The organism is Mesorhizobium sp. P2_A8, from assembly GCF_056404935.1.
In genome coordinates this window covers 21,134-27,901 of the sequence record NZ_JBFUDB010000020.1, presented here as the reverse complement: position 1 = coordinate 27,901, position 6,768 = coordinate 21,134, and the positions used below count along the sequence as shown (strand labels likewise).

Here is a 6,768-nt window from a genome sequence, read left to right as displayed (position 1 = left end):
TCCGACCGCTACCCGGCCGAGCTTTCCGGCGGCCAGAAACAGCGCGTCTGCATCGCCCGTTCGCTCGCCGCCAAGCCGAAGCTGATCATCTGCGACGAGGTGACCTCGGCGCTCGACCCGCTGGTCGCCAATGGCATCCTGAAGCTGCTGCTCGAGCTGCAGAAGGAGGAGAGCGTCGCCTACCTGTTCATCACCCATGACCTCGCCACGGTGAAGTCGATCGCCGATTCGATCGCGGTGATGTATCGCAGCGAAGTGGTGCGCTATGGGCCGAAGAGCAAGGTGCTGGCGCCGCCCTTCGACGCCTATACGGACCTTTTGTTGTCCTCGGTCCCGGAAATGGAGATCGGCTGGCTGGAGAAGGCGGCTTCAAGCAGACGGATTCATTCAGCCGGAAACTGACTCTCCGGGTCAGTGACTATTCCGATAACATTGCATTTTAATTGGTTCAACAAATCGCCTGCAATCAAGTGATGAGACCGAAACTGGAGAAGAACATGGACTTGGGATTGGCCAACAAGCGCGTATTGGTGACGGCAGGCGCCGCCGGGATTGGTAGAGCGATCGCCTCGCAATTCGTCGTTGAGGGCGCAAGAGTGGTAGTGTGCGACATAGACCCAAATGCGCTACAAGAAGCTCGAGACACGTTAGGTGTGTCCGCGGTCGAGGCAGATGTAACCTCTTCTGCCGCCGTCGCCAAACTATTCGAGGAGGTGGATCGGCTTTTGGGCGGTTTGGATGTGCTCGTTAATAATGCTGGAATCTCCGGACCTTCTAAACTGGTCGAGAATCTACAGGATGACGAATGGGCATCCACTCTAAGCGTGAATCTCAACGGCTCGTTCTACTGTGCGCGATCCGCAATCCCGCGTCTTAAGTCCGCTGGCGGGGGATCAATCATCAATATCTCGTCGATGGCCGGGTTGTATCCATTTGCGATGAGAGCAGCCTACTGTTCGGCTAAGTATGGTGTGATCGGCCTGTCCGATGTTTTGGCGAAAGAACTCGGAGAGTTCAACATCAACGTCAATGCGATCTGTCCCGGGAACGTCGATACTCCCAGACTCGAAAGGGTCAGCGTCATGCTTGCCGAGGCGAAGGGGCTGCCTGTTGAAGAGATCAGACGGACAGTTCGCAACGGTGCTTCCATGAAGCGATTAGTTGACACAAAAGAAATCGCCGGAATGATCGCCTATCTCTGTAGCCCGATCGGGAGAATTGTCTCTGGTCAGACGATCGCAGTTGACGGCCAGACCGTGTCAACGGAGTTTTGACAAGGAATAAAAGTCAAGCGTTGAGAGTGAGGTGCACACCGGCCTTCCTGATCTTGCAGGTCGACACATGGCATTTCGAGAGCGACAGCTCTCGAGTAAGCGCGTGCGGCGGGATCATTCACCGTGTGATGCCTCCTCTCGGCGCGCGGCGACGGTGCCAACCCGGAGCGAGGCCCTCCTGGCAGGGAGAGGCCTGTTAGCCTGCTGAAGTATCTTCCTAGAGCTGAGCCCCGGACCTAGCTGTTGGCTTGAAGATCTACGATGCCAAGCGCTGACCGGACCAAACTGATCCAATACTGAATCCCGTACGGGATCGCCTCGTCGTTGAAGTCGTACGAGGGATGGTGCAGGGCAGCGGTATCGCCGTTCCCGAGGAGTGCCAACGCGCCTGGGAGTGCTTCCAGCATGTAAGCGAAATCCTCCGCTCCCATCACGGGTTTAATCTGCTCGTCGACCGGGTACCCGGCACGGCCTGCCGCAGCCAAGACGGACCGCGCAGCCGATGCTTCGTTGAACGTGACCGGAACGGACCTCGGTACCTGAAGTCGAGTTCCGCTCCATGCGCTGCGGAGATGCCTCGAGCGATGCGTTCGATGGATCTCTCCGCCAAGTCGCGTAGAGACGGTGACAGTACCCTGACTGTGCCAGACAGTTCGGCCCTGTCAGGGATGACGTTGTAGCCCTCCGACCCCTTCATCTTGGTCACCGAGACTACAAAAGACTCAGTCGGATCGACCGTACGTGAAACCAAGGACTGAAGGCCGATGATCACCTGGGCCGCGATCACGACGGGATCGACGGTGGTGTGGGGCGATGCCGCATGGCCTCCGCGACCCGTTATCGAAACATCGAAGTCGTCCTGCGAGGCGAGCATGGCACCCCCCTCAATCCCAGACTGCCCACGGGGAGCCCGGGCCAGTTGTGGAGAGCGAAAACCTTTCCGAAAGAGTATCGGTCGAGAAACCCATTCTCCACGATCTTCAGTCCACCAGACGGGAGCTCAACCTCCTGCTGCAGGCTGGAAGATCAGGGCAACGGTGCGTCTGAAATCCGGGTTCGGCTAGCCGCTTCGCTGCTCCAAGAAGCATCGCAGTATGGCCATCGTGTCCGCAAGCGTGCATCTGACCCGGGGTCCGCGAACTCCATGGCCGTCCGGTGGACTCAGCTATTGGTAGCGCGTCCATGTCGGCGCGCAGACCGATCACCGGCCCGGCGCCATGTCGCCCTCTGATAAGTGCAACGATCCCAGTCTCGGCAATGCCGAACTCATTTCAGTGATGCCGAAGGAAGTGAGCTTCTCGCGGACATAGCGCGCCGTCTCGTTACCAGCGAACCCCAGTTCGGGGAACTCATGCAGATGGCGACGCCCCTCGGTGGCCGAAGGTGCCGTTAACTTCGATGAGATCCACTTTGACTCCCCTGGATGCTTCGGCGCCTCACTCTGTCGAACGCGAGAGTGCACGTACGAGATGACGCACATCCCGCAAAATCACTGGAGATGTGAAACGTTTCGATCTCAAACTGAGGATCAATGGCATGTATCAGCAGGCAGGACGGTTATTCTCTTACGGTCCAACACTTGTCACCGGCCCGGGGAGTAGCTATCGCTCATGAGCAAGGGAGCATACTTTCCGATGCTTGATGATCTCGATCGGCGCCTCGTGGCCGCCCTCCAGAAGAACAACCGGCTCTCTTTCGCGGAGCTAGCCGACCTCGTTGGCTCTTCCGCAGCCTCTTGCATGCGGCGCGTTAACAAGCTCCGCGCGGACGGCGTGATCATCGCCGACATCTCACTTGTTGACCCGAAGGCGTTGGGGAAGTCCCTAACCGTGGTACTGACCGTCGAATTGGACAGGGAACGGCTGGACCTCGTCGACGATTTTAAGCGCGCCATGCGCGCGGCCAAAGAGGTCACCCAGTGCTACATGGTGACGGGAGACGCGGACTTCGTGTTGATAGTCGCCGTCGAGGACGTGGAGGCGTTCGACGTGTTCGTGAAAACCAAGCTCTACACGAACCCGAACGTTCGGAAGTTTCGCAGCATGATCACTCTGGACCGAGTGAAGTTCGAACCACGAGTCCTAGTCTGAAGCGTGACTTCCGCAGCTTTTCCTACATGCCGGCACGCTTTTTGAGGTGAGCATTGCGTCTGCTTCGGCAGATTGCTCATTTCTCCCCACCAATTCCTGCGATCAAATGTGTGGTCGGCGGCGTGCCGGGCTGGGGTGGCTCTGTCCTCAACCCGTACGCCGCAGTCGACGGCTGCCGGCTCTACCGGCCAAAGCCGCCAATCGACGAAACATCCGCGGTGGCGCGAGGTGTCTTTGCTGCGCGCTTGTAGTGGGCGGGCAAGGGATGCTCGATCAGCAGGGGTTCGAAGGAAGGACAATCATGACAATCGCCAACATCAAGCCAGCGGCAGACTTGCCGGCAGTTGACACCGAGCATACAGATCCACGCAGTTATCCTCACGGCGTGGCATATATGGACGGTCAGTACTTGCCGATGTCCGAAGCCAAGATATCGGTGCTGGACTGGGGCTTTCTCCATTCGGACGCCACATACGACACCGTGCACGTCTGGGAAGGGCGCTTCTTCCGCCTCGACCTTCATCTCGACAGGTTTTGGGGTGGCATGCAGCGTCTGCGCATGAAGATACCTTACTCCCGAGAGCAGGTGACGGACATTCTGCACAACTGCGTGGCACTTTCCGGCCACAAGTCTGCTTATGTCGAGATGATCTGCACCCGTGGTGGATCTCCGACGTTCAGTCGCGATCCTCGGCAATCTGAGAACCGCTTCATCGCCTTCGCCGTCCCATTCGGCTCAGTCGCGAACAAAGAGCAACTCGAACGAGGACTGCATGTATCTGTCAGCGAGAGCGTCCGCATCTCGCCGAAGTCCGTCGATCCGGAGGTGAAAAACTATCATTGGCTCGATCTCGTGAAGGGTCTTTTCGATGCCTACGACGCGGGCGGAGAGACTGCCCTTGTCCTTGATGAGAATGGAAATATTGCCGAAGGCCCAGGCTTCAACGTGTTCGTCGTCAAGGACGGTGGGCTGCGTACGCCGGCATTCGGTGTCTTGCCGGGTATCACACGCCGTAGCGTCTTCGATCTTGCCGCGGAAACCAATCTCAAAGCGGTCGCCGAAGACGTTTCCCGGTCCGATCTGTCCGGAGCAGACGAGGTATTCATCACCTCGACCGCTGGCGGCATCATGCCCGTGACGAAAGTAGACGGCACGCCCATCTCGGACGGGTCGGTCGGACCAGTTACGAGGCGCTTGATGGATCTTTATTGGAAGAAGCATTCAGATCCGGCCTGGTCGACGGAAATCACATATCCCTAGACTCGCAAAGGAACCCCTGGCGCCTCGGTTCGATTAACCGGCTGAGGCGCTTTCAATTGAACGGCCGCCCTGCAATGACCAGTGCTTTTATTTCCCATATCTCGGGCGAACTTCAGGGGCTTAAACAAGCTGGGCTTTACAAATCCGAGCGGGTCATCTCCTCGATGCAGTCGGCGGAGATCGAAGTCGGCGGCGAGAAGGTGCTGAATTTCTGCGCCAACAACTATCTCGGCCTTGCCGACAATGAGGGTCTGCGCGACGCCGCCAAGCATGCGCTCGATCGCTATGGCTACGGCATGGCTTCGGTGCGCTTCATCTGCGGCACGCAAGAGGAGCACAAGCAACTCGAAGCCACGATCTCGTCCTTCCTCGGCATGGATGACACTATCCTCTACGGCTCCTGCTTCGACGCCAATGGCGGCCTGTTCGAGACGCTGCTCGGCGAGGAGGACGCCATCATCTCGGATGCGCTCAACCACGCTTCGATTATCGATGGTGTGCGGCTCTCCAAGGCCAAGCGCTTTCGCTACGCCAACAACTACATGGCCGATCTCGAGGCACGGCTGAAGGAGGCGAAGGACTGCCGCTTCCGGCTGATCGCCACCGACGGCGTTTTCTCGATGGACGGCATCATCGCCAATCTGCAAGGTGTCTGCGATCTGGCGGAAAAATACGACGCCATGGTCATGGTCGACGACAGCCACGCCGTAGGCTTCGTCGGCAGGAACGGCCGCGGCTCCGCCGAGCATTGCGGCGTCGAGGGCAGGGTTGACATCATCACCGGGACCCTCGGCAAAGCCCTCGGCGGCGCGTCGGGTGGTTATACCTCAGGCAAGCGTGAAGTAGTCGACTGGCTGCGCCAGCGCTCGAGACCCTATCTGTTCTCAAACACGCTGATGCCTGCAATCGCGGCCGCCTCGCTGAAGGCGTTCGACCTGATCGACGACGGCAACGCCTTGCGTGAAAAGCTCTACGCAAATGCGAACCGCTTCCGGTCCAAGATGACCAAGGCGGGCTTCACGCTCGCCGGAGCCGACCATCCTATCATTCCGGTGATGCTCGGCGACGCGTCGCTCGCTCAGGCAATGGCCGAGAGGATGCTGGCGCGGGGCATTTACGTCATCGGCTTTTCGTTCCCAGTCGTGCCAAAGGGCCAGGCGCGGATCAGGACGCAGATGTCCGCCGCGCACTCCGACGCCGACATTGATCGCTGCGTCCAGGCCTTCACCGAGGTCGGGAGTGAGCTGGGTCTGCTGGGCTAGCCGGACCGTCCCATCCAACGTCCAACTTTCGGGTCGATCGCTCTATGACGAACAGAAGAACTGCAATCATAACCGGATCGACGAGCGGTATCGGTCTCGGAGTGACCCAGGCTCTCGCCGCCTCTGGCGTGAACGTGACCCTGAATGGCTTCGGCGACGCGGCAGAGATTGAAGAAGTACGGTCGGATATTGCGCGTCGGTTTTCCGTAGAGGTCCGGTATTCCACGGCCGACATGAGCAAGCCAGCAGACATCGCCAGGATGGTGCAGGAGGCAGAGGCCGCTCTAGGGCCGACCGACATCCTAATAAACAACGCAGGCATCCAATTCGTGGCCCCGATCGGCGAGTTCCCGGTCGAAAAATGGAACGCCATAGTCGCGGTAAACCTGTCTTCGGCGTTCCATACGACCCAGGCAGTAGTTTCGGGCATGAAGGCGAGAGGCTTCGGCCGGATCATAAATATCGCATCCGCCCACGCGCTCGTGGCATCACCCTTCAAGTCGGCCTACGTCGCCTCTAAGCATGGGGTTGCGGGACTGACGAAGACGACCGCACTCGAACTGGCTGCTCACGGCATCACCGTAAATGCGATCTGTCCCGGCTATGTCTGGACTCCGCTCGTGGCAAAGCAGATCCCGGATCAGGCCAAAACCCGCGGTGTCAGCGAGGAAGAGGCCAAGCTTGCTCTGCTTGCAACGCAGCCGACGAGAAGGTTCGTGGAAATCGATGAGGTGTCGTCACTCGCCCTGTATCTCGTAGGCGACATTGCACGGTCGATCACAGGAACCTGCATATCGATAGACGGCGGTTGGACCGCGCAGTGAGGCAATCTCGCCGAAGAACTTCGCGGCGATGCTCTTTCAACAGCTAGTGTCGCGCCT

Annotated in this window: 6 protein-coding genes and 1 pseudogene; 6 read left to right on the top strand and 1 reads right to left on the bottom strand. The window is 58.9% G+C overall.

Annotated elements, in window-relative coordinates; all coding sequences use genetic code 11:
• Window positions 1-402: ATP-binding cassette domain-containing protein (locus tag AC1D10_RS35175; RefSeq protein WP_477279868.1), on the top strand; the 402-nt coding region annotated here is incomplete at its 5' end.
• Between the two features lie 95 nt (window positions 403-497).
• Entirely contained in the window at window positions 498-1,274 is a 777-nt protein-coding gene (locus AC1D10_RS35170) for an SDR family oxidoreductase (RefSeq protein ID WP_477279866.1), read from the top strand.
• Window positions 1,275-1,510: 236 nt separating this feature from the next.
• On the opposite strand, the pseudogene AC1D10_RS35165 reads toward AC1D10_RS35170, so the two are convergent.
• Window positions 1,511-2,631 (bottom strand): annotated as a pseudogene (locus AC1D10_RS35165) (amidohydrolase).
• Between the two features lie 253 nt (window positions 2,632-2,884).
• Here AC1D10_RS35165 and AC1D10_RS35160 point away from each other — a divergent pair.
• The 4 genes from AC1D10_RS35160 to AC1D10_RS35145 all read left to right on the top strand — a co-directional run bounded on the left by AC1D10_RS35160 (window position 2,885) and on the right by AC1D10_RS35145 (window position 6,711).
• Window positions 2,885-3,364 carry an Lrp/AsnC ligand binding domain-containing protein gene (locus tag AC1D10_RS35160; protein WP_473459506.1) on the top strand — a complete coding sequence of 160 codons (480 nt, stop codon included), beginning with the start codon at window positions 2,885-2,887 and terminating at the stop codon, window positions 3,362-3,364.
• Between the two features lie 301 nt (window positions 3,365-3,665).
• Entirely contained in the window at window positions 3,666-4,625 is a 960-nt protein-coding gene (locus AC1D10_RS35155) for an aminotransferase class IV (protein ID WP_477279863.1), read from the top strand.
• Window positions 4,626-4,699: 74 nt separating this feature from the next.
• The gene (locus AC1D10_RS35150) at window positions 4,700-5,887 is read left to right on the top strand and encodes a glycine C-acetyltransferase (RefSeq protein ID WP_477279861.1); all 1,188 of its coding nucleotides are present in this window, start codon (window positions 4,700-4,702) and stop codon (window positions 5,885-5,887) included.
• A gap of 44 nt (window positions 5,888-5,931) precedes the next feature.
• Entirely contained in the window at window positions 5,932-6,711 is a 780-nt protein-coding gene (locus tag AC1D10_RS35145; RefSeq protein WP_477279859.1) for a 3-hydroxybutyrate dehydrogenase, read from the top strand.
• Window positions 6,712-6,768 lie beyond the last annotated feature (57 nt).